The organism is Dyadobacter diqingensis (assembly GCF_024220585.1).
Taxonomy (GTDB): Bacteria; Bacteroidota; Bacteroidia; order Cytophagales; family Spirosomataceae; genus Dyadobacter; species Dyadobacter diqingensis.
This window is the reverse complement of record NZ_JAMXKF010000002.1, coordinates 266,358-293,341: the sequence shown is the minus strand read 5'-3', so window position 1 is coordinate 293,341 and position 26,984 is coordinate 266,358. Positions and strand designations below refer to the sequence as shown.

Annotated in this window: 20 protein-coding genes; 11 read left to right on the top strand and 9 right to left on the bottom strand. The window is 45.5% G+C overall.

Annotated features, from left to right (window positions below; genetic code table 11):
- Positions 1–6 precede the first annotated feature (6 nt).
- From M1L62_RS06845 to M1L62_RS06825, 5 genes are all read left to right on the top strand, one after another.
- Positions 7–1,023, top strand: a complete 1,017-nt coding sequence (locus M1L62_RS06845; RefSeq protein WP_254412285.1) for a FecR family protein — start codon at positions 7–9, stop codon at positions 1,021–1,023.
- Between the two features lie 203 nt (positions 1,024–1,226).
- Positions 1,227–4,661 carry a TonB-dependent receptor gene (locus M1L62_RS06840; RefSeq protein WP_254412284.1) on the top strand — a complete coding sequence of 1,145 codons (3,435 nt, stop codon included), beginning with the start codon at positions 1,227–1,229 and terminating at the stop codon, positions 4,659–4,661.
- 12 nt (positions 4,662–4,673) lie between these two features.
- On the top strand, positions 4,674–6,335 hold the full coding sequence (locus M1L62_RS06835) for a RagB/SusD family nutrient uptake outer membrane protein (protein ID WP_254412283.1): 1,662 nt from the start codon (positions 4,674–4,676) through the stop codon (positions 6,333–6,335).
- Positions 6,336–6,366: 31 nt separating this feature from the next.
- On the top strand, positions 6,367–8,403 hold the full coding sequence (locus M1L62_RS06830) for an alpha-galactosidase (RefSeq protein ID WP_254412282.1): 2,037 nt from the start codon (positions 6,367–6,369) through the stop codon (positions 8,401–8,403).
- 109 nt (positions 8,404–8,512) lie between these two features.
- On the top strand, positions 8,513–11,497 hold the full coding sequence (locus M1L62_RS06825; RefSeq protein WP_254412281.1) for a T9SS type A sorting domain-containing protein: 2,985 nt from the start codon (positions 8,513–8,515) through the stop codon (positions 11,495–11,497).
- Positions 11,498–11,686: 189 nt separating this feature from the next.
- On the opposite strand, the gene M1L62_RS06820 is transcribed toward M1L62_RS06825, so the two are convergent.
- The 3 genes from M1L62_RS06820 to M1L62_RS06810 all read right to left on the bottom strand — a co-directional run bounded on the left by M1L62_RS06820 (position 11,687) and on the right by M1L62_RS06810 (position 13,955).
- Entirely contained in the window at positions 11,687–12,319 is a 633-nt protein-coding gene (locus M1L62_RS06820) for an FISUMP domain-containing protein (protein WP_254412280.1), read from the bottom strand.
- 293 nt (positions 12,320–12,612) lie between these two features.
- Positions 12,613–12,891, bottom strand: a complete 279-nt coding sequence (locus M1L62_RS06815; protein ID WP_254412279.1) for a type 1 glutamine amidotransferase family protein — start codon at positions 12,889–12,891, stop codon at positions 12,613–12,615.
- Complete coding sequence (locus M1L62_RS06810) at positions 12,888–13,955, bottom strand: polysaccharide deacetylase family protein (RefSeq protein WP_254412278.1); 1,068 nt, start codon at positions 13,953–13,955, stop codon at positions 12,888–12,890. Before M1L62_RS06810 ends, M1L62_RS06815 begins: the two co-directional genes overlap by 4 nt.
- Before the next feature lie 73 nt (positions 13,956–14,028).
- Between M1L62_RS06810 and M1L62_RS06805 the strand changes: the two genes are divergently transcribed.
- Positions 14,029–14,355, top strand: a complete 327-nt coding sequence (locus M1L62_RS06805) for a winged helix-turn-helix transcriptional regulator (protein WP_254412277.1) — start codon at positions 14,029–14,031, stop codon at positions 14,353–14,355.
- Between the two features lie 75 nt (positions 14,356–14,430).
- On the top strand, positions 14,431–15,009 hold the full coding sequence (locus M1L62_RS06800; RefSeq protein ID WP_254412276.1) for a phosphatase PAP2 family protein: 579 nt from the start codon (positions 14,431–14,433) through the stop codon (positions 15,007–15,009).
- A 66-nt stretch (positions 15,010–15,075) separates the two neighbouring features.
- On the opposite strand, the gene ppsA is transcribed toward M1L62_RS06800, so the two are convergent.
- The 3 genes from ppsA to M1L62_RS06785 all read right to left on the bottom strand — a co-directional run bounded on the left by ppsA (position 15,076) and on the right by M1L62_RS06785 (position 19,176).
- On the bottom strand, positions 15,076–17,769 hold the full coding sequence (ppsA, locus tag M1L62_RS06795) for a phosphoenolpyruvate synthase (RefSeq protein ID WP_254412275.1): 2,694 nt from the start codon (positions 17,767–17,769) through the stop codon (positions 15,076–15,078).
- Between the two features lie 14 nt (positions 17,770–17,783).
- Positions 17,784–18,239 carry a MarR family winged helix-turn-helix transcriptional regulator gene (locus tag M1L62_RS06790; RefSeq protein WP_254412274.1) on the bottom strand — a complete coding sequence of 152 codons (456 nt, stop codon included), beginning with the start codon at positions 18,237–18,239 and terminating at the stop codon, positions 17,784–17,786.
- A 196-nt stretch (positions 18,240–18,435) separates the two neighbouring features.
- Positions 18,436–19,176: an NUDIX hydrolase gene (locus tag M1L62_RS06785; protein WP_254412273.1), complete on the bottom strand. Its 741-nt coding sequence runs from the start codon at positions 19,174–19,176 to the stop codon at positions 18,436–18,438.
- Positions 19,177–19,338: 162 nt separating this feature from the next.
- Between M1L62_RS06785 and M1L62_RS06780 the strand changes: the two genes are divergently transcribed.
- Positions 19,339–20,967 carry a carboxylesterase/lipase family protein gene (locus tag M1L62_RS06780; protein ID WP_254412272.1) on the top strand — a complete coding sequence of 543 codons (1,629 nt, stop codon included), beginning with the start codon at positions 19,339–19,341 and terminating at the stop codon, positions 20,965–20,967.
- Between the two features lie 394 nt (positions 20,968–21,361).
- Here the strand turns inward: M1L62_RS06780 and M1L62_RS06775 are convergent, their stop codons facing one another.
- Positions 21,362–21,889: a hypothetical protein gene (locus M1L62_RS06775; protein ID WP_254412271.1), complete on the bottom strand. Its 528-nt coding sequence runs from the start codon at positions 21,887–21,889 to the stop codon at positions 21,362–21,364.
- 22 nt (positions 21,890–21,911) lie between these two features.
- On the bottom strand, positions 21,912–22,859 hold the full coding sequence (locus M1L62_RS06770; protein ID WP_254412270.1) for an AraC family transcriptional regulator: 948 nt from the start codon (positions 22,857–22,859) through the stop codon (positions 21,912–21,914).
- A gap of 210 nt (positions 22,860–23,069) precedes the next feature.
- Between M1L62_RS06770 and M1L62_RS06765 the strand changes: the two genes are divergently transcribed.
- Together M1L62_RS06765 and M1L62_RS06760 are read left to right on the top strand one after the other, a co-directional pair.
- The gene (locus tag M1L62_RS06765; protein WP_254412269.1) at positions 23,070–24,611 is read left to right on the top strand and encodes an aldehyde dehydrogenase family protein; all 1,542 of its coding nucleotides are present in this window, start codon (positions 23,070–23,072) and stop codon (positions 24,609–24,611) included.
- Positions 24,612–24,707: 96 nt separating this feature from the next.
- Complete coding sequence (locus tag M1L62_RS06760; protein ID WP_254412268.1) at positions 24,708–25,073, top strand: DUF779 domain-containing protein; 366 nt, start codon at positions 24,708–24,710, stop codon at positions 25,071–25,073.
- Between the two features lie 122 nt (positions 25,074–25,195).
- On the opposite strand, the gene M1L62_RS06755 is transcribed toward M1L62_RS06760, so the two are convergent.
- Positions 25,196–25,846 (bottom strand): hypothetical protein, encoded by a 651-nt coding sequence (locus M1L62_RS06755; RefSeq protein WP_254412267.1) that lies wholly within the window; start codon positions 25,844–25,846, stop codon positions 25,196–25,198.
- A 550-nt stretch (positions 25,847–26,396) separates the two neighbouring features.
- On the opposite strand from M1L62_RS06755, the gene M1L62_RS06750 reads away from it, so the two are divergent.
- On the top strand, positions 26,397–26,981 hold the full coding sequence (locus tag M1L62_RS06750; RefSeq protein WP_254412266.1) for an RNA polymerase sigma-70 factor: 585 nt from the start codon (positions 26,397–26,399) through the stop codon (positions 26,979–26,981).
- Positions 26,982–26,984 lie beyond the last annotated feature (3 nt).

Below are 26,984 nucleotides of genomic sequence, written 5' to 3'. Positions count from 1 at the left end.
AATGCAATGGATAATAAGCATATCTCACCTGAACTTTTGAAGAAATATCTGGAAGGAAAATGTAGTCAGGAAGAAATATTTCTGGTCGACGAGTGGTATATGTCTCTTGCTGAGCGTGATGAGGCAACCGTTTCCGAAGAACAATTTGATCAGCTGCATCATCTGAAAAAAGTTGAGACAAAAATCGAATCCCTGCAAAATAATGAAACTGTTGTAAGACCGTTGGCGCGGTCTTCGTCCAGACAAATATTTTTCCGGCTTGCGGTGGCTGCCATGTTATTGGTGGTTGCAGGTTTTGGTATTTATCTGGCGCTTAATAAGGACGGCGTTATTTTTAGTACAGGAATGCAGCCCGTCTCGGTTTTTAATAAAACCCGTCAGGTCAAAACACACACACTCCCTGATGGCAGCATTGTTTCCCTGAATCCGGGGTCTAAGATCCGTTATAATAAAAAAGGATTTGAAGGAAATCTCCGGGAAGTCAGTCTGGAAGGGGAGGCCTTTTTTGAAGTGACAAAAGATGCAGCCCGTCCGTTCCTGGTAAACAGCGAGGCTGTTCTGGTGAAGGTACTGGGTACGAGTTTTAATGTGAAGGCCAATCAGGGTGCATCGGAGTATGAGGTTTCGGTGGTGACGGGGAAAGTTTCTGTGTCCGTGCCAGAGGATGAAGGCAAGCAGATTACACTGCTGCCGAATCAGCAGGGGGTATTTAAAGTAAAATCCCGCCAACTGATAACCGCAGAGATTCAGGCGGGTCAGGACAAATTGCCTGTATGGCAGCCTGTTTCCCTGACTTTTGAGAACGAAAAACTGGGTGAGGTGATGAGAAGATTAGAGAAAAAATTTGATGTAGAAATAAACCTGGCCAATCCGGACCTTGAAAACTGCCTGGTAAAAGCAAGTTTTGACAACAATCGGCTTTCAGAAATTCTGGAAATGACCATGCAGATTGTGGAGGCAAAATATCAGATGCAGGGCGATGTCATTACCATCGAGGGGAAGGGTTGCGCCAATAGCTATTAGCCATGAAACAAGTTTTTAAAAGATAATGCTGACTCTTAACCTAACCGAAGCTTCTATGATTATAACAAAACCTGAAAAATAATTTCCCCTTCAAAAAAAATCAGGAGTGATTGAGGCACCCCTGATCCTGAACGAAGTCTTTTTGCACATCACTTGGCGGTGATGAACGGCTTCTTATTGTTCATATTAACCAATCCAAACTTATGTATTTTTTTCTAAATAGCAAGACGGCATACCATATTATGCGGTTATCAATACTACAACTCTTCCTGGTCGGATTGTTTGCGGCGGCTGGTTATGCCGGGGAGTCCGGCGCGCAGGATCTTCTCAATAAAAATGTGACGATCCAGATGGAGAACATCTCGCTGGAACATGCATTGGACCGTATCGAAAACCAGGCGAAAGTCAGGTTTGCATACAGCAGAAGCATCATTCCCATTAAAACAAAAGTGACGGTTTCAGCAACCAATGAATCACTTTCCTCCGTGCTGGAAAAACTTCTGACGCCGCTTCAGATCGAATATCAGGCCACAGATGGGCAGATTCTTTTAAAACGCAGTCGCAAGGTTTCTTTGGAAAGCAATTTTCCTGTGAGTAATCAGGCGGTGACTATCCAGGGCAGCGCCAAGATTGTCGAAATAAACTTGTCCGGGACTGTAAAGGACGATAAAGGAGAAAGCCTGCCGGGTGTGAGTGTGGTTTTGAAAGGCTCACAGCGCGGAACCGTGACGAACGAAAAAGGGGAGTTTTCTTTGCAAATTCCTGAAAATAATTCGGTTTCAGAGCCTTCGGTGCTGATCTTTTCTTTTGTAGGCTATTTGTCGGAGGAAGTGCCTGTGGGCAATGAATCGATATTCAATATTGCATTGAAAGTAGATTCAAAATCGCTGGAAGAAGTGGTTGTGGTGGGTTATGGAACGCAGTCAAAAAAGAATATTACCGGATCGGTCGCGACCGTTCAGGGCTCGGATATCGTGAGAAGTCCGCAGCCTAATATTTCCAACTCCTTTGCAGGACGTTTGCCGGGGTTGATCGCCAGCAACAGATCCGGAGAACCGGGTTCTGACGGTTCTTCCATCCTGATCCGGGGACGCAGTACAACCGGCGACAGCAGCCCGTTGGTGGTTATTGACGGGATTGCCAATGCCGTCGGTGGTTTGGAAAGGTTAAATCCGAATGACATCGAAAGTGTGACTGTCTTAAAGGACGCTTCCGCAGCGATTTATGGTGCCCAGGCTGCCAACGGGGTAATCCTGATCACGACTAAAAAGGGAGTAACAGGAAAGGCAAAATTTGACTATTCCTTTAATCAGGGTTTTGTACAGCCGACCCGTTTACCCAAATTCGTTGACGCAGCGACTTATGCCGGTATTATCAATCAGGTGGATGCGTACAGAAATCCATCCGGTGGCATGAACCAACGATACACAGCCGAAGAGATTGAAAAATTTAGAAATGGTTCTGATCCTGTGAGTTATCCGAATACAAACTGGGTGAAGGAACTGATGAAACCGGTAGCTATGCAAAATCAGCATAACCTCTCCGTTTCAGGTGGTACGGAAAAAATCAATTATTTCGTTTCTGCCGGGACGATGTACCAGGATGGACTTTTCCGGGATGGGGTAAGCAAATACCGTCAGTACAGCATCCGTTCGAATATCAATGTTAAAGTAAACGACAAGCTGACTTTTGGTGTGCAGCTTTCCGGCAGAAGGGAAAACCGTAATTATATCGCGGGTTATGGGGCATCCAACGTCTTCGAATTTTTATACCGGACTTACCCGACTTTGCCGGCCAGATTTCCCGACGGTCGTTTGGGTGCCGGTGTAGAACAGGGGAAAAATCCACTTGCGATGGCGTCTCTGGCAGGAAAAAATTACAGCCCGACGACCTATTTCAACAGCATTCTGCGCGCCAGTTATCAGTTACCGATCGAAGGACTTTCACTGGACGGTTTCTTCTCGGCTGACCAGGGTTTTGGTTTTACCAAAGAATTCAAGACAAACTGGACGGTTTATCAGTATAATAAAAGTACACAGCAATATACTTCCGTAAAGGGAGGCCCGTCAGCGCCGCAGATTTATGAGAGCCAGACAAATACGGCCTTGCTTACAGGAAATATTAAACTGAATTACAGTCATAATTTTGGTGATCACGCCTTTTCATCTTTTATCGCTTACGAGCAAAGTCAGCAAACGCAGGAGAATTTCAATGCGTCCCGGAATAACTTTATCACGACGCAATTACCCGAGTTAAGTCAGGGAGGAGCTCAGCCAGCCGACTATGGCAATGGCGGCGGCAGCTACCGTACTTCACGCCGAAATGTTTTCGGACGGGTTAATTATAACTATCTGGGAAAATATCTTGCCGAAATCCAGCTTCGTTACGACGGTTCATCGGTATTTCCTCCCGGCAAACGTTACGGATTTTTCCCAGGTATTTCTCTGGGATGGCGACTTTCGGAAGAAGCATGGTTTCCTAAAGGGAATTCAATTAATGATTTGAAATTGCGGGCTTCTTATGGTCAGCTTGGCAATGACCGTGTTTCCGCTAATCAGTTTCTGGATAACTTTCAGATCAAAAACACTGTTTTGTCTACCGGAAACTCGGCTGCCAATGTGCCAACGATTGAATACACTTTGCTGGCTAACCGCAATATTACCTGGGAAGTTGCCAAAAAATACAATGTGGGCTTAAACGCGACTTTCTTCAAAAAACTTGTCGTTGATCTCGATGTGTTTAAAGAAAACCGTACGAAAATTCTGGCCAGCCGCAATATCAGTATTCCGGCGGTGAGTGGAATCAGCAGCGCACAAATCCCCAATGAAAACATAGGAGAGGTTCATAATCAGGGGATTGAAACCCAGGTTCAGTACAACGGGAAACAGGAAGATTTTACATATTCAATTGGCGGTAATTTTTCTTTTGCCAAAAACAAAGTGATATTTATTGACGAAGCACCAGGCACCTTGACTTACCAGCGTGCAACCGGTTTGCCGATTGGCTCGGACCTGATGTACAAGTCTACCGGTGTGTTTAAATCACAGGCAGAAGTGGATGCGTATCCGCATGTGTCGGGCGCAGGCCCGGGCGATCTTCGTTACGAGGATACAGACGGAGACGGAAAAATTACACCGGCCGACCGCATCAGAACCGAGTTCAACAACATTCCTCAGGTAACTTATGGGTTTAACCTCGGAGCCGGTTACAAGAATTTTAGTCTGAATGTTCTGTTTCAGGGCCAGGCACGCGTGGCGCAGTATGTCATGATTGAGTCGGGAGAATTTAGCAATGTGATGCAGTCCCGCGCAGACGACGCCTGGACACCAACCAATACCAATGGCTCTTCACCGCGCATCGATTCACGCGCCAGTACGGGCGTTAACGGAAGTTATAGAAATACATTCTGGTTACAGAATACGGCATTTTTACGTTTGAAAAATGCTGAAATAGCCTACACCGTTCCTTCAAAAATTATCTCAAAACTGGGATTGGGCGGTATCAGAATTTACGCAAACGGATTTAACCTGCTCACTTTCACGAAAGTGAAAGATTTCGATCCTGAAGGAAGCGACGGTTATGCATATTTCTACCCGCAGCAGAAAATTTACAATCTGGGCGTCAACGTGTCATTTTAAACTGAAATCGAAATGAGAAGTAATTATATAGTAATGTTAATTTTTGCAGGAATATTTTCGATGCTGTTAAGCGCCTGCGACAATGAATTTCTGGATACCAACCCAACCAATATCGTTTCAGATCAGGCCATCTGGGCAGATTCTGCGCTTGCGGATGCCTATGTCGTGGGGCGTTATATCGGGGTGGGGCTGTCTTCGGAAGGCGGAAAACCAGGTTTTGGACGTGGATTTGAAGATGCCTGGATGAGCTCCGTCAGTGATGAGACCATATGTAATTTCGATAACGATACGTATTTTGTGTTACAGGGAAATCTTGCCGCAGACCGGACCGGTTGGGTTTCCAATCTCTGGACAAGAGGTTACAGAAGTATCAGGGAATGTAATTACGGCCTTGCCAATCTGGACAAGGTACCGATGAGTGAGTCGGGTAAAAGAATTCTGAAAGCTGAACTTCGTTTTATTCGTGCATACCGGTATCATGACCTGATCCGTAACTTTGGTGGCGTCCCTATCATTGGCGACAAAGTTTACTCGCTGGAAGACCGTGATTACAGTGAGTTGTTTAAAAGAAAAACCATTGAGGAAAGTATCGCTTATGCAACCAGTGAGCTGGATGCCGCAGCGGCTGGAATGGCCGGTCAGAAGGTGGTGACGGGACGTGGCACAGCGGGGGCCGCATTGGCTTTGAAGGCGAGATTACTACTCTATGCTGCAAGCCCATTGTACAATAACGACCAGAATGATGCAGCCAAATGGCAGAAAGCAGCGGATGCGGCCAAGCTGATCATGGATCAAAACAGTTATTCGCTATACCCGGATTATCGCAAGCTTTTCATTACCAATAACACCAGCGAGGATATTTTTATCCGCCTGTATTCGCCGACCAACGAGCACACCAATCTGGAACTGGTTAACGGGCCAAACGGTTACGGTGGCTGGGCAGGTAACACGCCTATGCAAAATCTGGTGGACGACTATGAGATGCTTGACGGAACCAAGATCACCGACCCGGCTTCGAATTACAATGCGCAAGATCCATACAAAAACCGTGATCCGCGTTTATCTATGAGCGTTTTGTACAACGGAGCGCCTTATCGTGAGCGGAAATTAGAAACATTTTTGCCGGGCGGTCAGGACAGTAAAGACGGAAATGAAAATTGGAATACCTCAAAGACAGGTTATTATGTCTATAAATTTATCAATGATCAAAACCCGATCAGAAATGCGAACCAGACAGCGACGCAGCCTTGGAAATACATTCGTTACGGAGAAATTCTGCTGAACTATGCCGAAGCTAAAAACGAAGCTTCGGGGCCGGATGCAACCATTTATCAGGCGCTAAACCTGATCAGAAAACGGGCAGGAATGCCGGATATCCCGACCGGGCTGACGCAGGCAGCTTTAAGAGAAAGAATTCGCGGAGAAAGAAGAGTGGAACTTGCTTTTGAAGAACACCGCTTTTATGACGTACGCCGCTGGAAAATTGCCAACATTACCGAGAATATTCCTGCTTACGGCGTTCGCCCGGAGAAAAAGGCTGACGGCAGCATTAATTATGTCAGGATCATAGCACTGGACGGCAGAAAGTTTCAGGACAAAAACTACTGGATGCCGATTCCGCAAAGCGAGATTCAGGCCTCAGGCGGTGCATTGGCTCAAAACAAGGGATATTGATTTTATGATGATGTATAAAAAAATAGGAGTAATGGGTAATCTGTTATGGATTACCCTGTTAACGATCCATGTTGTCAGTGCCGGGAGCATGAAGGTTCAGAAGGATATCATCAGCATGCATTATGGTAAAACTGGCCGTATCAATTACCATATCAAAACTGGCCTTTTTGATGTGCAGTCAGCGGGCAAGGAAATTATCCATGGGGCTTATGCACTGGTGAAAAACGGCGATACCGAACTTAACAGCGCCAGGTATTCGACCAGAAAACATGTAAAAACTGCAATAACGGACGGTTTTGGTAAAGGTGAAAAACATCGTATTTTGTTGACGCAGGCTGGTCTGCCGGCAATGCAGCAGGTTTTTTATGTTTATCCTGATAAAGATTATTTCTTTTCGGAGGTGATCATTGAAGGCAAGGATCTGAAAAGTAATTACATGGCCCCGCTGATTTGCCGGAAAGTGGATATTGGTGTCAAAGGCGACAATCGTACGCTTTTCGCTCCGTACGACAATGATACTTTTATCACCTATGATGCAAAATCACTGGCTTCTCAACTGACCAATACCAGTTCGGAAATTGGCGCGGTTTATGAAAACCAAAGCCGGAAAGGTCTGATTGTGGGATCAGTTGAGCATACCGTCTGGAAAACGGGAGTGAAAACCAGCGGGGTTGGCAATCTGCTGAATCAGCTGGAAGTCTGGGGTGGATACAGCGAAGAAAAAGTGACCCGCGACAGAATTCCGCACGGCACCGTTTCGGGCGCTATGCTGAAATCGCCTAAAATCTTGATTGGTTATTTTGAAGACTGGCGGGATGGGTTGGAAACTTACGGCAAATCAAACCGTATTGCCGACAAACCTTATGTTTTTAACTGGGACAAACCAACGCCTTTTGGATGGAACAGCTGGGGCGTGATTCAGGAGAAAATTACCTATGATAAGGCAGTTGCGGTTGCAGATTTTTTTGCCGACAGCCTCAAAGAATTCCGTAACGGGAACACGGCCTACATTGATCTGGATTCTTTTTGGGATAACTTTTTCAGAGGCGGTTTGAATGGCGATTTTGCTAAACTCAAGGCTTTCGCCGACGATTGCAAAAGCAAAGGGCTGGAACCTGGCGTTTACTGGGCACCGTTTACCGACTGGGGCTGGAAATCGGGAGGAGACAGGATCGCAGAAGGAAGCAAAACCAAATTCGGAGATATGTGGACGAAAGTGAGCGGCGGTTATCATGATCTGGACGGCGGAAGAGCTTTGGATCCGACGCACCCGGGGACACAGCAGCGCGTGGCTTTTGTGATAAAAAAGTTAAAGGATTGCGGGTTCAAGATGATAAAAATTGATTTTTTGGGGCATGCAGCGATCGAGTCAGATCAATTCTCTGATCCAGCCATCACAACCGGTATGCAGGCTTTCAGAAAGGGGATGGAGCATCTCACGGATCAACTCGACGGGCAGATGCTGATTTATGCTGCCATTTCTCCCAACCTTGCCATGGGGCGTTACGCGCATACCCGTCGTATTGCGTGCGATGCCTGGAAAACGATCAAAGACACCCGCTATACGCTCAATAGCCTCAATTATGGCTGGTGGCAAACATATGTCTATAACTTTATCGACGCGGATCACGTGGTTTTCGGAGAGGAAAGTGAAGGCGTCAACCGCGCCAGATTGACCTCCGGTGTGATTACAGGTACGCTGATAACCGGCGATGATTTTTCTGCGCCGGGTCCGTGGAAGAACAGGGCAAAATCGCTGCTGCAAAATCCTGATATACTTCAAATTGCTAGAAATGGTATTGCATTTAAGCCGGTTGAGGGAAATTCAGGAGACACGGCTAGTGAGCTTTTTGTGCGGGAAATCAACGGAGACTTGTATCTGGCTGTCTTAAATTATACTGATCAGCCCAAGAAATTTGCAATTGATCTTAAAAGAATTGGCCTTGATCATCTTAAATCCTATGAAACCCGGGAGCTTTTCGGCAACAGGAAAACTGCCGCCAATGGAACGCTCAACGTGGATTTGGCAGGAACTGATGCGGCCATTTTTAAGATAACCAATAGGTAAAACCCTTCGAAATAATAATGACTTCATGAGGCTGCGTATTACCGCAGCCTCATGAGACACGCGTCTGTATTTTTCATTTTGATCTGCAACATTTTAACTGCTGTTTTTTATGGGTAAGGTTTTTTCAAAATTAACAATAGCGGGGTTGCTGCTGTTGTTTCACGTGACCGCTTTTGCACAGAGTTATGAAGCTGAAAGCGGAACTGTTTCCAACGGCGCAGACATTCAAAACTGTGGTGCTTGTTCAGGTAGCAGTCAGGTTGGAAATCTGGGCGGCGGGGCCGTTTTAATCCCCGTTGTGGTATCGCAGACCGGGATTTATAACCTGACGATTGCTTACAGCACAGGTGATCCCAGAACGATCAACGTTACGCCAAATGGTGGAAATTACATCAGCGTGTCATGCCCGGCATCGGGAGGGTGGTCAACACCGGCATCCACGACGGTGCGTATTGCGCTCGTTGCCGGAAGCAACAGCCTCAAACTGGATAATGTCAACGGTTATGGTCCCAATATTGACAAGATTTTTTTGTCCGCGGCCAACGCGCCGGATGTCAGAAGTATAACTTTTGGAGCTGATAACCGCATTGACTATGACTTGAATAATGGATATTATGACGTGTATTTCAATAACGAAAAAGTAATTTCGGACGCGTCTTCATCCGCCAGTTCAAATTCGGTTTTTAAAAGTACCGTGGGTTATACCAGCCGGGTTTACAGTTCGAATGCGGTGACTGACAACTTCGGAACAGGAACCAAACATGTCATTACGATGACCGGTACCGGTCTGCTGGAAATGCAGCAGGTGTTTTACACCTATCCGGGGAAAAATTACTTTTTCACGGAAACGATCCTGAACGGTAGCGGTTCCAATTGTTACCGGATGTCGCCGTTGACCTCGAATCTGGTCGATATCCATGCCAATGCCGACAGACGCGCTTTGTTTGTCCCTTTTGACAACGATGCCTGGGTACGTTATGATGCTAAGGAAATTCGCTACGCCAATTTTTTTAGCTCGGAAGCCGGTGCGATTTATGATAATACCAGTCGAAAAGGTTTGGTGATTGGTTCAGTAGAACATGGCGTCTGGAAAACCGGGGTAAATCTGGTAGGCGAGGGCAGAGGCCAGACTGCCTATCTTTCCGTGCAGGCAGGCTGGACGCAGGAAAGTGTTACCCGAGACAAGCGGGGGCATGGCTGGGTTTCGGTTGGGCAAAACAGTTGCAAGTCGCCGAAAATTATGGTGAGTTATGACACCGACTGGCGAAACGGATTTGACAATTACGGAAAAGCCAATGCCGCCGCAGAACCTCGTTATATTTTTAACTGGAACGAGGCGACTCCCTTTGGATGGAATAGCTGGGGCGCGATACAGTCGAATATCAATCTTGCAAAGGCGAAATCCGTCGTTGACTTCTTTTCAACAGGTGTGCCGAATTATAGAAACGATGACAATACGCTGTACATCGATCTCGATTCTTATTGGGACAATATGTCGGGCGGAGGGCTGACGGGCGATTTTAGTCAGCTTACCGAGTTTGCCAACTATTGCAAAAGCAAAGGTTTCAAACCAGGAATTTACTGGGCGCCTTTTGTGGATTGGGGTAAATTCGGTCGACAGATGGAAGGCAGTACGCAAAACTATCAAGATGCCTGGACCAAAGTAAACGGCGGTCCGCAGGAGCTGGATGGTGCCTATGCGCTGGATCCAACGCATCCGGGTACCAAAGACCGGATTCAGCTTGTGATCGGTAAGTTTAAAGCCTGCGGTTTTGAAATGATCAAAATCGATTTTCTCGGGCATGCAGCCCTGGAGGCTGACAGTTATTATGACAACACAGTACATACCGGGATGGAGGCATTCAAAAAAGGGATGGAGTTTCTGACGGATCAACTGGATGGTAAAATGCTGGTTTACGCAGCCATTTCTCCTAATCTGGCTACGGGAAGGTATGCACACATGCGCAGGATTGCCTGTGATTCATATAAGGATATTAATGAAACCAGTTATACGCTGAACAGCACGACTTACGGCTGGTGGCAGAAGCATATTTACAATTATCTGGATGCGGATCATATCGTTTTTGGGAATGAGCCCGACGGTGAAAATCGTGCAAGGCTGGCCTCGGGAATCGTAACCGGCGCGTTAATTACGGGGGACGATTATTCTGCAACCGGGACCTGGACGGCAAAATCGCAAACCCTGCTTCAAAATGCAGATCTTTTAAATCTGGCAAAAAATGGCCTCGCTTTTTCACCCGTGGAAGGTAATACGGGCAATCAGGCCAATGAACTTTTTGTGCTGACCAAAGGAAGTAAATCCTATCTGGCCATCTTTAATTATAGTGGTTCGGCCAAGACGTTTTCGGTTGATCTGACAAGGGTCGGGTTAAGCGGAACCGATGTTTACACGACCAAAGAATTGTTTAGCGGAGCCAGTACCAACCAAAGGCAAATGGCTGCCAACGCGCAAGGCACGTTCAGCATCACCCTGCCGGCAGCCGATGCAGCAATTGTAGAATTCGGGAATACCGTATTGCCTGTGAATCTGACGAGTTTCTCTGCCCAAAAGTCTTTTTCCGGCACCTCTTTAAACTGGAAAACGTCAGGCGAGACCAGCAATAAAGAATTTGTCATCGAGCGCAGCACGGATGCGAAAACCTTTAATGCAATTGGGAAAGTTTCAGGATCGGGCGATTCGAAGGCCGGGCAAACCTATGCTTTCAATGACCCGGCCCCCGTGCAGAATGAAATCAATTATTATCGTTTAAAACAAATCGATTTTGACGGGGCATTTGAGCATTCACGTATTGCCGCAGTGGATTATAAAAATTTAGCGCCGGAAAATCAGGCCTATCTGTTTCCAAATCCGGGAAGCGATGTGCTAAATATCCGGCTAAATAATCTCCTGGAGGGTAACGTGACAATTCAGATTAACGATTTGAAAGGAACGAACCTGATTGAGAGAAGTTATGAAAATCCATCGGAGATAATCCCGGTTCCCGGTGTCGGAAAATTCCTGCCCGGTACTTATCTGATTGAGGTGAAATCTGAAAAGGGACAGAGCCAGCAGATGAAATTTGTGAAAGAGTAAGTTTTGAATTTTTTAAATAGTAAACGGTTTGACCAGAGGAAATGTGTTCCTTTGGTCAAACCGTTTTTTTTGTAGAAACGGAGTCAGGTCGCGATCGGAAATTTTCGCTATTTGTTGGCGATTATTTCATTGATCAGTGCCACTCTTTTGAGAAAGGCAGAGTAGGTGTATAAAAGATATGCAAATAACCTAATCCCTGACCAAACGAACTGAGATTCCGACAGAAACTTGAGCATCCCAACGGAACGCTTTTTTTAAATTTTGTTTACTGCTACTTGGAGGGCCGCCATAGTGAAAGTTCCACTCCCAGACTTTATCAACCGAATTAGTAAGTGTGGACGTCCAAAAGTAGCCAAGAGTACCTTGGAACATATAACTGCCGTCGGGTCTTCGGAGACCTCCTGCAAGCGCATCGAACCCACTGCTGTTGGTGCCGTTACCGTCTTCATTCCAGCTTTTGACGCCTTTAAGAGCTTCACCGGCCTTGTCCGTACCGCCAAATTGAGTTACCAGGATAGCCCATTCGTTGTCCGTTGGCAAATGCCAACCGCTGGGACAGGCTTTTTTCGCTGCTTCCCAAGTGTAAAGCAAGCCCAACTCTTTTCGATTATTCTCATTGTCATCATAAGCATAGCTGCCTTCAACTTTATAGTTCAGGTTTTGTGCCATCCAAGTAACGGTTTTGCCCGTCAAATCTTCTTTAAAGCTGATCGTTTTATACGTTTGGCCATCTCGCGAGTCAGTGAAGGTGCCGGTAGACTGGGCAATTCCCACTTGCGTAAAAAACAAGGTAGCAAGTACGGTAAAGATGTGTTGTTTCACTATTGTTATCTCAGGTTTAGTTTTGTCAATATACAGCTTATCAAAAGATACTTATTTATGTAAAGAAGCTTAGTAAAATAAAACCTCAGCTTACCACTCCCGTGCCGCAATTGAGGATGAGTTGAGGGGTGGGATGACATAATGATTTTCTTATAATTCCTATTCGTCATGCAATTTCTATTGGCATAAACAATGCTACGAAATAAAAACGACAAGCCAAATCGAAGCAAACTGCAAAAAGCGATGGAAGTGCGTTTTAAGCATATTTGGCATGAACGGACCCTGCTTTACAATCATCGGTTACTCAGATCAAGTCTATTCTGGATCGTTCGCTGGACCGCATCTAAATGATAGATGAAGAAATCGCTTTTAGTGACACAGTTTTCGAAAGTATAATCAGCCTTTAAGGTTAACCCGCCTTCTGCTTGCAGCAAGTCTGTGTTTTCAGAAACAATCAATACTTCGAAACAGTCTGCGCGAATGAAAACATCATAGGGGCCCACAAAATCCTGAATGGTTAGTCCGGGAAACAGCAGCATGCCCACTTTGTATTTTTTGGGTTCTGTAATCATGGTTTTATCTGGTTACGTCTCTGTTGTAATTCCTTCCAGGTGGTTGTGATCACCCCGGTTTCTTTTATGAAATTTTTGAGTTTTTCGTTAGTCATGGCCAACAGGTCAGCCCGCCTGGTATTGCCGGAGTCACTGATGTTTTTAAAATGTTCCCCTGCTTCTGTACAATGAATAAGGATGACGGTGATCCCTGGTTTTAGTGAACTGAGTAATGTCTTGAATTTCTCCGTTTTGAAATTTCTTAAATTTACATCCGTCGGTTTTAATTCAGAAGGAAAAACCCAGTCATAACTCAGGATATGAATGTCATCCACTACCGGTAATCCCGCCTGCCATAGTTTTTCTCCCTGATTCCTGATTGCATCCAAAACCTCCGCGGCAGTGGCATCGGGATTTGCAAGTTTTTTAAGTCCTGACAAGGGTCCTTCCGCGAGGCATTGTTCCACCCATGTCAAATGACCAGCCGGCAATAAAACCGGGATATGTTCACGAATACCGGTCTGCACATATTTTTTCAGAAAATCCGGCGATGACCACAATGTCCCCATATGCGTATCCAGATGTGTAGGATTAAAACCCATTTTACGCGCTTTCCGGATTTGTGCCATTATTTCAATATCTATTTCGTCAGCCGTTGCGTGGCTGAGGACGTCAGGGACATTATCCCATAAAAAGCCTTGCTGATCTGCCAATCCGGGTGTCGCCGAAATACCCGAGACGGAAGCCCACCGGTAATTTTTCCATTCGGAAGTATGGGTGAGGTGCAGGCCGGCATCGACGCCAGGGTTGGCGTTCAGGTAGTTTATAAAATCGCTGGTCCATGGGCAGGGCATCATCACACTGACAGAAGTTGCTACCTGTTTGGCCAGGGCAAGTCTGGCTCCTTCGTTGGATTCAAATGACATGCCGGCATCATCGACGTGGAACATGACGACCCGGTCGTTTTTCTTCCATCCCAGTCTTTCGGCATAGGTTTCCATATTTTGGGCGATGGTATTTTGAATAAAAAAGGTCAGGCACATGGCTTGTGTCAGGAGGCGGATCTTACGTTTTCTTTTAATCATAAATTGGCTGATAATGATTAGTTTTACACAAAAGAAGAGCCATTTTTCAATACCTGCAATTAGTCAATATAGTATGACTACCGAAAAAAACGAGGTGCTTTTAAACTGCCCGAAAGAGTTTTTACTAAAAATGCTGACCGGAAAATGGAAGCCTTGCATCTTCCGTTATGCTACTCAGGGCCCTGTTCGGTTTGGACAAATTATGAAACTTTTACCCGAGGCTTCCAAGCAGGCATTGACCGTTGCATTGCGGGAAATGGAAGAAAGCGGGATATTGGACAGAAAGGTGATCAAGGAAAAACCGCTGCATGTGGAATACACATTAACTGACCTTGGCCTGGAATTTATCCCGATTTTTAAGGCAATTGACGAGCTCAATTTGTTGCCGGTCAGGAAGTAAATGTATTGGTTTTGAATTTTTTGGAGCGATATCGGGTATTATCTACATATCCGGGGTTTACAATTGCCTTATTCCATGAATAGAATCCTACTGCTGTTTTGTTTTGTATGGTCTTTCAATGCACGTGCGCAGAACGGCATTGAGAAGCTCGATTTTAAAATCCTCCAAAAAACGGAAGCATCCCGAACCGAAGCGCAGACGAAAACGCTGAAAATTATTTCGGACGCCAATAATTATGTGAACCTTGCCATACCGGCTGGTTTGTTCGTAGCTGGCGCCATCGATCGGAATAAAGACATGAGGCAAAATGCACTCTACGTTGCCAGCAGCACGGCCACAACGGCATTGTTGAATTTTGCGCTGAAAAAAATATTCAAAAGACCCAGACCCTTTCTGGTTCACCTGAGCCTTACACCGATTTCCAGACCCGGTGAATATTCGATGCCGTCGGGGCATACGTCGGCTTCTTTCAGTACCGCCACAGCTTTGTCGAGGGCTTATCCCAAATGGTATGTGGTTGCTCCGTCATTTCTTTGGGCGGGTACCGTTGGTTATTCAAGGGTTTATTTAGGCGTTCATAATCCATCCGACGTTGTGGCTGGTGCCGCGCTTGGTGCCGGAACTGCACTTGGATTTGGTTTTATGAAACAATAGCAAAAGTTGATCGGATCGGAATAATTGACAAGCCGTTAACCAGCCGATCGATGACTGCCGACAGCTTTACAGAATTTCTACATATCCCTCCGTTCCGTTCACCCGGATTCGCTGTCCGTCCCGGATCAGCCTGGTAGCATTTTCTAAGCCGACTACGGCGGGTAAACCATATTCGCGTGCAATCACGGCTCCGTGAGTCATCAGGCCGCCCACTTCGGTGACCAGGCCTTTGATAGAAACAAATAAAGGCGTCCAGCTGGGGTCAGTAAAAGAAGTGACCAGAATATCACCCTCTTCCAGAACTGCATTTTCTATACTCAAAATGACACGTGCACGCCCCTCGATAACCCCGGAAGAAACGGCGAGACCTGCGATGGCTTCTGCGGGAAGATTTTCGCGTTTGTATCTGCCAGAGATAATTTCTCCGTCGGACGTGATCACACGCGGGGGTGTTCGTTTTTCATTGATTTTGTGTTCCTCTTTTCGCTGATTGATGACCTGATAATCTGGTTTTTCGGTATTTACCACTTCGCGAAGCTCTTCAAAAGAGAGATAATAAATATCTTCTTTTTTGTGAATAACGTGGGCTTGTACGAGCCGTTCGGCTTCTTTCAGTACGGCCTGCTTGTAAAGGAAGTACCGGTTAACCAACCCGTATTTTGGATATTCCCGGTAACCGGCGAGGTTCCGGAGCAGCGCGATCATCTTTTTTGTTTCTCCGGCTTTTTGCTCACCATCAGGTAATTGTCTTAGTCGCTCCAATAACGCTTGTTCCTTTTTCGAAGCTTCCTGTAACCCCAGCTCAAATTTCTGAATCCCTGCACCAGGTTCAAAGTTTTTGATGTTCCCGAGAATGATTGGTATAAGCGTCGTCGGTTTTTCATGCCAACGAGGTTTGGTAATATCAATTTCACCGGCACAACGCATGCCATATTTGTTAAGATAAGCATGGATGGCACCGCGACTTTCCTTTCCACCTTCGAATTGATCCAGTTTTTCCAAAAAGGAGTCTTCTTTTACTGCTTGTAAATACGCGACGACAGCCGGATAAGGCCGAATCACATCGGCAACATCGAGTAGCGCCAGACCCATTTCGGAGGTAATATTGTTTGGCGCAGATTGAGAAAGTATGTCGGTTGCGTTTTTCTCACCCAGCCATTCGTCCATTTTTTCATTGATCCACAACGAAGCATTCATGCCGGTCATGATCAAACCGAAACTTTGCGGGTCTGATAAGTCCTTCTTTAACTGCCGGATATCTTCGAGGATAAAATCAAACAGATCTGATCCTGACTTTGTCCCGATATTTTGTCGTAATGTCTCAACTGATGTTTGGTTACGCCTGATCAGATCTGATACCATTGCGGCCGGGCCACCTGTCGAATTGTATTCGTTTAAAGTTTGATAATCCGGACGCGATACAGCCTGATTGTTTCTACTTGGACCCGCTTCCCGTTTATCATCCGGGAACGATTTTGTAAAATCTTCCCGCTTTATGAGTGTTATAAGTGCGTCTTTGATAAGTGGATCAGATTTCCCCAAGGTAACATTGACAAGCGTTTCTCGGCCAGCCGGAGTAGCCAGCAGTGGTGTGATATCAACAAACAATCGTCCTCCTGCGGTACGCATCGATGCCGGGGTTGTTAAAAGCCAGAAAGATAACCCCAGTGGTTTCATGGCGTCGGTCATCATTTGCTGGTGGCCGACCGATACATAAACGCGCAGGCTGCTTTCTCCGGAATGTGGCGCAGCCAGACGCGGCTCGACCCCATCATTATCCTGCTCATGCATTTGCGGGATCGGGAATAAGGTCGTGATAGGCCGGCTTTGCACGATATAAAAGGTATCACCCGCCAGGCACCATTCGATATCCTGAGGATGTCCGAAATGTTTTTCGATCTTTCTGCCAATGCTTGCTAATTGTAAAATGTGTGGCTCGCTAAGTGCTGCGGTTTTTTGCAGATTGGTTTCAATCCCGCGTTGCTTCGTTCCTCCATCTGTTAAGGCATAAACCGCCAGTTTTTTGGCGGAAATCTTTGTATCGGTCACTTGTCCATCCCGAACCTTGTAGTTATCAGCATTGACAAGTCCGGAAACCAATGCCTCTCCGAGCCCAAAGCTTGCGTCAATGGATAACACTTTCCGGTTCGAAGTGACAGGGTCGGCGGTAAACATGATGCCTGATACATCTGGAAAAATCATTTGCTGCACAACGACAGCCAAATAAACTTTTTTCTGGTCAAATCCATTTTGCAAACGGTAAATGACCGCACGGTCTGTGTATAAAGACGCCCAGCACTTACGGATATGTTTCAGGATTTCCTCCTTCCCGATGATGTTGAGATAGGTGTCCTGCTGTCCCGCAAACGACGCGGTGGGCAGGTCTTCTGCCGTGGCACTGGAACGTACGGCATAGGCATTGCTTTCACCAGAATCTTCAAGATATCTGAAAATCACATTCCGGATACTCGTTGGAATCGGTGTTTCTTCGATCGTCTTTCGGATTTTCGCACTGATTTCGCTGATGTCTTTCCGGTTGTCTGCTTTTAAAACCGTCAGCTGATTCAGTAGGGAAAGAAACGTTTTGTTATCCCTGACAATTTCCTGATATGCTTCCGTAGTAATACAAAAACCAGCAGGCACTTTCACACCGTCAATGCCGGATAACGCCCCCAGACTGGCACCCTTGCCTCCGACCAGATCGAATTTGCTCAGGTCAGTTTTCTGAAAGTCAAGTATATAGATAGCCTCGTTTTTCATTTTCTTTTTCCGGATTATTTATTACTGAGCAGACTTGTTGTTTCGTTCATGATCTCCATGGCCTTTACCAGATAGGCTTCAATGACTTTACTTTCCTCGCTTGAAAAGGAAGCAATGAGCGCTTCTGACTTGCTTCTGAAATCTTTATACAGCGGGACAAAAAGTGCCATGATGTTTTCGGTGTTCGGTTTAATGATCACCTTACGCCTGTCGTTTTCAGCAAACTGTCTTTTTACCAGATTTTTCTTTTCAAACCGATCTATCAAACCGGTCACCGCACCCGTGGTCAGGCCGGTTAAAATGGAAAGTTCGCCCGCAGTCATTTGTCCTTTTTCGATTAAAAAGCCGAGGTATTTATGGTCAGTCCCGGAAAGCCCTGCCTTTCGTGCAACGGCTTCATGCATCTGAATCGATGTGTAGGCATAAAGCTGACTCAGTTTTCTGATACGTTTGACTTGGTCTTCTTTCATTTTATCTTAGCTGATAAATATCTTAGTGACAAAGATAAACTAATTAAAGAATTGCATCAAATTATTTTGCAGACTTTTAAGCACACCGTTCATGCTGACGGGAAAGGGGGGAGGTTGAATGAGGACATAGCCAGTCTGCCGGTGAAATACCGGAAACCGGAATAAAGAGAAAAAACTGGCTTAACTATTGCGAGGTTTACTGTTTAAACTGATACAAATAAGGCGCTTTGTGGGCCCCGCCGCTGTATTGTTTTTCGAGCCGGTCCAGAATATCAAGACTGAGCATTTTGCGCTGGAAGCTGGAACGACGAAGTTTTTGTCCCAGAATAGTCTCATAAAGTTTTTGCAAATCAGCCATGGTAAAGGTTTTAGCCAGTAACGGAGCGGCCCAGCTATCATAACCGATCAGTTTCCGATCCAGGTCGGCGCGTAAGGTTTGCAGGGCTTTTTGAACAATGTTTGTGTGGTCGAGCATCAGGCCGGGCAAATTGTCCAGATCATACCAGGTACAGGTATCTGACAGCGGATCGGGAGTCGGGACAGCTTTTGTAAAATCGATCAGCGCGTAATAACCGACCGAAATAAACCGGCGAAGTAGCCAGTGTTCGTCCGTGGGAACCAACCCTTTCGCCTGCATGATCGTTCGCATCGGGGCCTGATCGTAACGGTCAAGGTCGCCAAAGGTGTAAAATTGTTCGAGATAAATATTGGTAAGGCTCGTGCGTTCCGCTAAAACCCGACGGGCAGCATCATTTAAATTTTCATGTGTTTTGACAAAACCACCCGGCAGCGCAAAGAGGTCCGTGTTGCGGTATTCAAGCAAAAGTATTTTTAGCTGATACTGATGATAACCAAAAATAACAAAGTCCATGGCCAGTCCCGGCAGAAAATCAATACCCTCGGGATTTTGCTCCAATGGCGTTATTTGTTCAGACATAGTATTAAAATTTTGTGTGCAAGTTAGAAAAAAAGAAGAATGTCGATTTAATTTTTTATTATTGTTCCAAAGTGAGACAATAATAAAAAAATTTGATGATATGTGTCTGCGCTGATCGAATAAATTTACGGTGTACCCATTTTTTATTTAAAACAAAAAACGATGAAAACATTGTTTATCACAATCTTACTGGCGGCCCAGTTGGCACATCTGGCTACGGCACAGACAAAGAAAACTGCGGCAGCTCCACAGATCAAAACGGCTAATGGCGTTGTTGAAGGTGTAATCGAGCCCAGCGGCATCCATGCGTTTAAAGGAATTCCCTTTGCGCAGCCGCCGGTAGGGGAGCTGAGGTGGAAGGAACCACAGCCTGTCAAAAACTGGGAGGGCGTGCGTAAGACCGACAAGTTTGGGCCGCGTGCCATGCAAAACAATGTTTTTGGTGATATGGGCTTTCGGTCGGATGGCATGAGTGAAGATTGTCTTTACCTTAATGTCTGGACGCCCGCCAAATCGGCCAAAGAAAAGCTACCGGTACTGGTGTATTTTTATGGAGGCGGTTTTGTGGCCGGTGATGGTTCAGAGGGACGTTATGATGGAGAAAGTATGGCAACCAAGGGTATTGTAGCCTTGACTGTGAACTACCGTCTGGGGGTATTTGGATTTTTTGCGTCGTCTGAATTGTCAAAAGAATCGGGGCATGGTTCGGGCAACTATGGTTATCTGGATCAGACGGCTGCACTTCGTTGGGTAAAGCAGAATATTGCTGCATTTGGCGGAGATCCTAATCGGGTCACGATTGCCGGCGAATCGGCAGGCTCACTTTCGGTGAGTGCTCAAATGGCATCACCCCTTGCCAAAGGATTATTTGCGGGTGCTATCGGAGAAAGTGGTTCGGTATTGGGCACATTGCCGCCTGTTCCGATGTCGGAAGCAGAGGGGGCTGGTTCGAAGTTTGCAGAACAGGTTGGTGCAAAATCGCTGGCAGACCTGCGTGCAATACCGGCCGAGAAACTGCTTGAAGCAACGGCCAAATCGGGTGTAGGAAGATTTTTATCAACTATGGATGGGTATTTCTTCCCTAAAAATCCTGTTGAGACCTATACCGCCGGTGAACAGGCACATGTGCCTTTGCTGGTGGGCTGGAATTCGGAAGAAATGAACTATCGTTTTGTGTTGGGACAGGATGCTCCAACACTGGAAAATTATACCAAAGCGGTGAAAAAACTTTACGGGGAACGCTCAGATAAGGTTTTGAAAGAATACGCAGCATCTTCTGATGCCGATGTGGAACAGGTTGCAACGGATCTCGCGGGCGACCGGTTCATCGGGTTCGGTACTTGGAAATGGGCAGAAATGCAGGCGAAAACCGGTGGAGGAAAGCCGGTTTACCGTTATTATTACGCCCGCCCGCGTCCGGCCATGACGGCGGAAATGGGCAACGCAGCCCCAGGTCTTGCGGGAGGTGTGACCAAAACAGCCGATCCAAATGCCGTTAAAGTAGCGCCGCCGCGTGGTGCCGTGCATTCTGCGGAAATTGAATATGCTATGGGGAATTTGTCAAAAAATAAAGTTTATGCGTGGACTCCTGAGGACCATAAAGTCTCGGAAACCATGCAGAACTTCTTTGCAAATTTTATCAAAACAGGTAATCCAAATGGTGCGGGTTTACCCAAATGGGCAGCCGCAAATCAGGGTGACGGTGTGCAGTTTATGGTGATCGATGTTAACAGCCGTCTGGAAACGGAGAAAAACCGGGGACGGTATTTGCTGCTGGATTCGATAAAGTAGAAGCACTGAGGTTTGTTTGGACCAAAATAGCAGAGGGGTTTCAAAATCATTTTTGAACCCCCTCTGCTATTAGACCAGTTTATCTCTTTTTTGGATGAATAGTAGAGTACCAACTATAAAAGTCCGGATAGATAGCTTTTCCTTTACTGCTTGCTATTATGTTGTTGATTTCGTTTAACTGTTTACTTGTCTGCATCTGCTTTATATTTAAGTTTTAAAGCAGAATATATGTTGTAAAATGCTTCGAGAAAAGCATCTTACGGTATTTATTTTTTAGTAAAGAAGTCTCTAAAAGGACTAACCTTGTTTTTAGAAGTTCTTTGTAGATGAGGGGCAATTCGTTATAGCTGTCCCTTATTTTTTTAGATTATCCCATATTAACCATAAATGTTTCCTACCTCGCCTCATCAAAGTTTTTCATCAGGTCCGCATTAAAAGTGACATCCACAACAGGGCCTCCGGCCGCTGAATGATCAAATTTCAGTGTGCCTGCAAGTTGTTCCTGGGAATCCGTGGAAAGTGAAAGTGTCTCATTAACCGATGTGCCCGAATACTGAACCAACTGTCCGTTGACACTTACCCAGTAAAGCAACCTTGGCGCCGCGTCCAGATCCAGCTGAATACCCTCGATGTACTGATCTACACAATTGAGCACTTTGCAGGATTTTATCTTTTCGTCAAGCGGATTTGCTGTAAATATCAGCCTTCGGATTTTCTTTTTGGGATCAAATGTATCCGGCCCGGTAATGAAGTGCGCATATTTTAGTTCAATATCAAACGTCTTTTTCCCGGCTTTGTAAAAAAGTTTTCCCTGACAGCTTTCCTTGACGGTCGTAAAGGAAAGGGCCATGAAAAGAGAGAAAAAAATGAGGCCATTGAAAAAGCGCAGACCATATCTTTGAAAGTTGTAGCGTGTTTTCATAAGATCATCAGGTGAGGTGAATTTACTCTTTATGCCCCGAAGGTTCATCCAGCCCTCCGCTGACATAGCGATATTGTGACGGCGAAATTCCTTCGGATTTTTTAAACTGCCGGCCGAAATAATTCAGGTCTGAAAAACCGAGCTGATAACAAACATCAGAAATAGTAGTCCTCGAATCGGAAAGCAGGGACTTCGCTTTTTTAATTTTTTCTTTCAAAACAAATTCCAGAGGGCTGATACTGAACTCCCTCTTAAAGGCCCTGTAAAAAGATGCCCGGCTCATGCAGGCCCTTTCACTGAGATCCTCCACCAGAATTTTTTCACCAATATTTGCCCTGATGTAATGGATCACATACGCAAGCGGGTTGTCTTGCTGGTGATACAGGTCCTGCTGAACCGATTGCAGATTTTGCGTTTGCACAATATGGACAACCAGCTCTTGAAGCGTCAGGTCGGCTAGGATATCTTTTCCAAGTGAATTTCCGGAACAGATATGGATTAGCTTATTGATGCTCTGAGCCAGGTCAAGGTTATTGAGAAAATGATACTGGTTATGCTGCAACTGCCAGTACTGATCCTGGCCTTCGCGTGGATATTGTTCGTTGAGCCGGTCGACGATCTGCTGAATTTTTGTCTGGTCAAGCGCGAGGGCGATACATTGCGTCGGGTTAAGTTCAGTAGCTTCCGGAAAATCTATTTTCATGGTCACGTGAGCGGGCACAAGCACAGTCTCGCCCGGCAAATAGTCAAATCCGGGCTGGTCAAACAGGTGCATGATCTTTTTGCCCCGCAGCATACTGGTTACCACAAAATCGGAAAAGGTAAGCGGCACCAAAGCAGAAGCCTGCTGGGTTTCAAAAACATTCAGTTCGCAATTTTGAAGCGTAAAAGCACGGCGGTTTTCCACCAGTGTTTTCATGGATTTCTGACTGGAAATAGCGATCTGATTGAGTTTATATCCTGCTGGCATTTTACTTGGGCGATAAAGATGTAGAGAAAATCAAGGTGTCGTCTTCGATTTTACACCTGAAAGATAACGTGACAATGACTGAATAAATATAGCAATAATTTTATTTTTTTTGAGATTATTATCCTATTATTTGAAACAATAGTTCCAGTCAAAAGCCTGATTGACGAGTAAGTTTGTGACAGTCATTCACGAATTAAAATTGATATATCTATGGATACGCTGGAAGTAGAAAACAAATCAGATGTTAGTTCCACCCTTGCCCAACGACCTTCTTTTAAGGCACAATACGAAAATTATATCGGCGGAAAATTTGTCCCACCGGTAAAGGGTGAATATTTTGATAATCTTTCACCGATCGATGGTAAGGTTTTTACAAAGGCGGCACGGTCCGGCAAGGAAGATATTGAGCTGGCTCTGGACGCAGCTCATGAGGCATTTAAAACCTGGGGCAAATCAGCTGCGACGTACAGAAGCAATATTATGTTAAAAATTGCCCAGGTTATTGAAGACAATCTGGAATATCTCGCCGTGGTGGAAGCCATCGACAATGGTAAGGCAATCCGTGAGACAAGAGCGGCCGACCTGCCCTTATGCGTTGATCACTTCCGCTATTTTGCCGGGGTGATACGTGCCGAGGAAGGCGGTATTTCGGAACATGATGAAAATACGGTTTCCATTAATTTGCATGAGCCGCTTGGCGTAGTAGCCCAGATTATTCCGTGGAATTTTCCATTATTGATGGCAACCTGGAAAATCGCTCCGGCACTGGCTTCCGGCTGCTGTGTGGTCGTAAAACCGGCGGAGCAGACGCCGACTTCGATCATGTGTCTGATGGAGTTGATCGGGGATTTGCTGCCCGCCGGTGTTCTTAATATTGTAACAGGATTTGGCCCGGAAGCAGGAAAGCCGCTGGCAACGTCTCCGCGCGTAGCCAAAGTGGCCTTTACTGGCGAAACCACAACAGGACGTCTGATCATGCAGTATGCTTCCGAAAACCTTGTTCCGGTAACGATGGAGCTTGGAGGTAAGTCGCCAAATATTTTCTTTGCTTCGGTTGCTGATGAAGACGACGCGTTTTTTGACAAGGCCGTGGAAGGTGCGGTTATGTTTGCGCTGAACCAGGGCGAAGTATGTACCTGTCCGTCGCGGATTCTCGTGCAGGAAAGCATTTACGACAAATTTATGAGCCGTGTTATCGAGCGTACCAAGGCTATTAAATTAGGGCATCCGCTGGATGGAACGACGATGATGGGCGCGCAGGCGTCGAACGATCAGTACGAAAAGATCCTTTCGTATCTGAAAATTGGTAAGGAAGAAGGCGCTGAGGTCTTGTGCGGGGGAGAAGCCAATACGTTTGAAAACGGTATCTCCGGCGGTTATTACATCAAGCCGACGCTCTTCAAGGGGAATAACAAGATGCGGATTTTCCAGGAAGAGATTTTTGGTCCCGTGGCATGCGTCACTACTTTCAAAACGGTTGAGGAAGCGATTGAGATCGCCAATGATACTTTGTATGGTTTGGGCGCAGGCGTATGGACGCGTGATGCGCATGAGATTTACCAGGTGCCCCGGGCCATTCAGGCGGGTAGGGTATGGGTGAACAATTATCACGCTTATCCTGCGCACGCACCTTTTGGCGGATACAAAAAATCCGGTTTCGGTCGTGAAAACCATAAGATGATGCTGGGTTATTATCGTCAGACTAAAAATATGCTGATCTCTTACGATCGCAATAAGCTTGGTTTCTTTTAATGCTGGTGTTGTTTTTTGTCAGACATTCGCCGGCGCTATGTACCGCCGGTGTTTTGTCTGAATTTTATTCTGTATCCATTTTAATCCGGTTATACCATGAAAACGCCCCGTGTGCTGATAACGCCCGAAGCCGAAAAAGTAGTGGCTCAGTTGAAGGAACGCTTCGGAGATCTTATGTTTCATCAGAGCGGAGGTTGTTGTGACGGCTCTCAGCCGATGTGTTTTGAAAAAGGAGAGTTTAAAACCGGCGATAGCGATGTGCTGTTGGGGGAAATTGCAGGTTGTGCGTTTTACATGAGCCGAGATCAGTTTGAGTACTGGAAGCATACGCAGCTATCCATTGATGTGACGCCGGGCAGGGGATCAAGCTTTTCGCTGGAAATTCCAATGGGTGTCCGGTTTATTGTCAGATCACGCATGTATACACCTGAGGAAGAGGCAGATTTAACAGAAGTGTACTAGGGTGGAAATTTGTTTGATATAAAAAAACTGCTGTTGTTGTGAATTAGTTTGGGTGGAAAAACGAAAAATCCGTCAGTCTGACGGATTTTTCGTTTTATCTTCTTATGGGTTATTCAGGTTCATTAGGCCAGGCTGTCACAGGAAAGCGTGTGGCGGGAAATGAAGTTTTCGGCGAAAAGAATTTCTTTGTTTTGTTTTAAACTGAATTCAAGCGTTGTTTTTTGTTCCTGCACAAGCACTTTTAATTTCATGGTTCCCTTGGCGGTTGTAATTATTCCGTCGGCGGCATGTTCTGATTTTGTTATGACAGGAACAAATAATTCAGTTAATACCTTCTGATCCGGTTTGATTTCAAACTCTGAAACCGCCCGTGCAATGGCGTCGAAATGAAAGCTGGACAAGGAGCTGCAATATTGCCACTTCCCGGCTGCATTTTTTCTGAAAAATAGCGCACTGATATCAATAATTCCCGCAGACGTATTTTTTAAAGAGAGCGGAAAAGCAGCAGTCTGGTTTTTATCGCAAAAATAAAACTTTGCATCGTGCTGCCGGTAACCTACATCTGTCAGACTTTTAGACTTTGATTGGTAAACATTCAGTAATTCGGGGTCATTCAGAAATGAAAAAAGTTGTGGAATTGCTCCGATGTTGTTTAGGTAATCTGTAAGTCGTTGCTTGTGAGTAGATAGCGGGCTGCCCAGAGAAGGGGCGTTACTTTGAATCAAGGCTCCCACCGTCAAGGCAGAGGCCGCCAAAAAGTTTCTTCTTTTCATAGAGTAAAGGTTATATCACAAATGTATATCTTTTAGTGGAACAATTGTACTATACTAATAGTGACTAGCATAGAATTTATTAACAATTAATGGAAAAAATTCTATAATAAAAACGCTTTCCCTCAAAATAAAGACTATTCCGGCACTGATTATTTTTATAAACTTCTGATTAATGATTTATTCTGTCCTGAATCGCAAACTGTATTTTTCATGGTGCCGGATTTGCGGAGCCTTGTATATCGGCTGCCGGCTTTTTTCAAAAGATGTTGTATCCGCCTGACAACTTTTATGAAACCGGCGGTTGCAGACGAAAAGACCATGATGAGAGGCTGATCATTACAGGAAAGACTTTTCAATAAATTGTTAAACAAAACAGTAAAAATGATTTCCCGGACGCTTACCCGGGTTTATGCTTGTCGTATTTGATATCGGTTTCGTGGAAAACCACAAATTTCAGCCCTTTAAATATGTGAGTATTTTTAGATATATTTGATTATTTTATTGTTTATTATCCGATCAAAATTATACTTTTGAGGATAAGTATTCATTTATGCAGGACACCATTGCTACCGATGCCGTTTTAATACAGCTCCTCGAAACAGGTGATGAAAATGCTTTTCAGGAAATCTACAAAAGGTATTGGTACAAACTGTATACTGTGGCCAGGCGTAAGGTTGAGGTGCAGGAAGATGCAGAAGAAATTGTACAGGATATTTTTGTGGACCTTTGGGAACGCCGTATCCGGCTTAATATTAACGAGTTGGATCGGTATTTGTTCAGTGCTGTAAAATATAAAGTGCTAAACTACATTAAATCCCGGATTGTCCGTCAGACCTACCAGCGTGATACCATCAGTTTGAAAGTAGACGCAGATTCTAATACGGAAGAAGCGCTGGCCTTGCAGGATCTGAGTCAGGCCATTACCAATGGAATTGAAAACCTCCCTCCCAAAACGCAGGAGATTTTTCGGTTGAACAGACTGGAAGGTATGTCCGTCAGAGAGATTTCAGACTTGCTTCACATACCGGAACGAACGGTTGAATATCACATTACGCAGTCGCTCCGCTCCATGCGGGTGTACCTCAAAGATTTTGTTGTTTTGATGCTGACGCTAATGTTTGCTCAGTTTCACTAAACC

Excerpts from the sequence above, each read along its gene's own strand:
- M1L62_RS06755 (WP_254412267.1), bottom strand. The coding sequence starts at position 25,846 with ATGAAAAGAAGAAACTTTTTGGCGGCCTCTGCCTTGACGGTGGGAGCC.
- M1L62_RS06775 (WP_254412271.1), bottom strand. The coding sequence starts at position 21,889 with ATGAAAACACGCTACAACTTTCAAAGATATGGTCTGCGCTTTTTCAAT.
- M1L62_RS06835 (WP_254412283.1), top strand. The coding sequence starts at position 4,674 with ATGAGAAGTAATTATATAGTAATGTTAATTTTTGCAGGAATATTTTCG.
- M1L62_RS06750 (WP_254412266.1), top strand. The coding sequence starts at position 26,397 with ATGCAGGACACCATTGCTACCGATGCCGTTTTAATACAGCTCCTCGAA.
- M1L62_RS06830 (WP_254412282.1), top strand. The coding sequence starts at position 6,367 with ATGGGTAATCTGTTATGGATTACCCTGTTAACGATCCATGTTGTCAGT.
- M1L62_RS06780 (WP_254412272.1), top strand. The coding sequence starts at position 19,339 with ATGAAAACATTGTTTATCACAATCTTACTGGCGGCCCAGTTGGCACAT.
- M1L62_RS06810 (WP_254412278.1), bottom strand. The coding sequence starts at position 13,955 with ATGATTAAAAGAAAACGTAAGATCCGCCTCCTGACACAAGCCATGTGC.
- M1L62_RS06790 (WP_254412274.1), bottom strand. The coding sequence starts at position 18,239 with ATGAAAGAAGACCAAGTCAAACGTATCAGAAAACTGAGTCAGCTTTAT.
- M1L62_RS06785 (WP_254412273.1), bottom strand. The coding sequence starts at position 19,176 with ATGTCTGAACAAATAACGCCATTGGAGCAAAATCCCGAGGGTATTGAT.
- M1L62_RS06815 (WP_254412279.1), bottom strand. The coding sequence starts at position 12,891 with ATGATTACAGAACCCAAAAAATACAAAGTGGGCATGCTGCTGTTTCCC.
- M1L62_RS06805 (WP_254412277.1), top strand. The coding sequence starts at position 14,029 with ATGACTACCGAAAAAAACGAGGTGCTTTTAAACTGCCCGAAAGAGTTT.
- M1L62_RS06760 (WP_254412268.1), top strand. The coding sequence starts at position 24,708 with ATGAAAACGCCCCGTGTGCTGATAACGCCCGAAGCCGAAAAAGTAGTG.
- ppsA (WP_254412275.1), bottom strand. The coding sequence starts at position 17,769 with ATGAAAAACGAGGCTATCTATATACTTGACTTTCAGAAAACTGACCTG.
- M1L62_RS06770 (WP_254412270.1), bottom strand. The coding sequence starts at position 22,859 with ATGCCAGCAGGATATAAACTCAATCAGATCGCTATTTCCAGTCAGAAA.
- M1L62_RS06825 (WP_254412281.1), top strand. The coding sequence starts at position 8,513 with ATGGGTAAGGTTTTTTCAAAATTAACAATAGCGGGGTTGCTGCTGTTG.
- M1L62_RS06840 (WP_254412284.1), top strand. The coding sequence starts at position 1,227 with ATGTATTTTTTTCTAAATAGCAAGACGGCATACCATATTATGCGGTTA.
- M1L62_RS06845 (WP_254412285.1), top strand. The coding sequence starts at position 7 with ATGGATAATAAGCATATCTCACCTGAACTTTTGAAGAAATATCTGGAA.
- M1L62_RS06765 (WP_254412269.1), top strand. The coding sequence starts at position 23,070 with ATGGATACGCTGGAAGTAGAAAACAAATCAGATGTTAGTTCCACCCTT.
- M1L62_RS06800 (WP_254412276.1), top strand. The coding sequence starts at position 14,431 with ATGAATAGAATCCTACTGCTGTTTTGTTTTGTATGGTCTTTCAATGCA.